Source organism: Candidatus Nitrosarchaeum limnium BG20 (assembly GCF_000241145.1).
Lineage (GTDB): Archaea > Thermoproteota > Nitrososphaeria > Nitrososphaerales > Nitrosopumilaceae > Nitrosarchaeum > Nitrosarchaeum limnae.
Genome location: NZ_AHJG01000211.1, coordinates 1 through 551, shown reverse-complemented (window position 1 = coordinate 551; position 551 = coordinate 1). Strand labels below are relative to the sequence as shown.

The window sequence follows — 551 nt, the reverse complement described above, 5'->3', positions numbered from 1 at the left end:
AATGGTTGAAACTGCGGACTGGTTATCCTATTGCCTTAGAGAAATTTCAAAGCATGTTGAACGGGTAGATCTACTTGATGAACTAGATAATTTACGAAGGAGAATTACATATGGAATTAGAGAAGAATTGCTAGATTTGGTTAAAGTAAAGGGAATTGGACGAATAAGGGCAAGGATGCTCTATAAACATGGAATCAAAACTCTTGATGATTTGGCAAATATTCCTGTGAATAAATTAGCAGAGATAGATAAAATTGGTTCAACCATTGCAGATAACATAAAGTCAGAATTACGGAAGGTTAGATAATTGATCGAATTGATAATCCCTGCAGTAATTTCATGCATTGTAGCATTTTTTACAGTATATCTTACCACCCCATATCTGATTAAATTTCTTCAAAAAAGAAATCTTGCAGTTCCCGATGTGAATAAAAAAGATCGTATCATGGTTGTACGGCCTGGTGGCCCTTCAATTATTGCTGGAATTATTGCATCTGAACTGGCTCTGTATGGATTTTTTCAAATCAATGAAATTTTAGCAATAATAATTA

1 protein-coding gene and 1 pseudogene are annotated in these 551 nt (G+C 33.8%); both read left to right on the top strand.

Translation table 11 applies throughout. The annotated features are described in order from the left end of the window. Nucleotides 1–307 (top strand): helix-hairpin-helix domain-containing protein (locus BG20_RS07490; protein WP_010193081.1); only part of this gene is annotated, 307 nt, incomplete at its 5' end. Further along, a pseudogene (locus BG20_RS12735) lies at nt 308–551 on the top strand (UDP-N-acetylglucosamine-1-phosphate transferase); the annotation flags it as partial.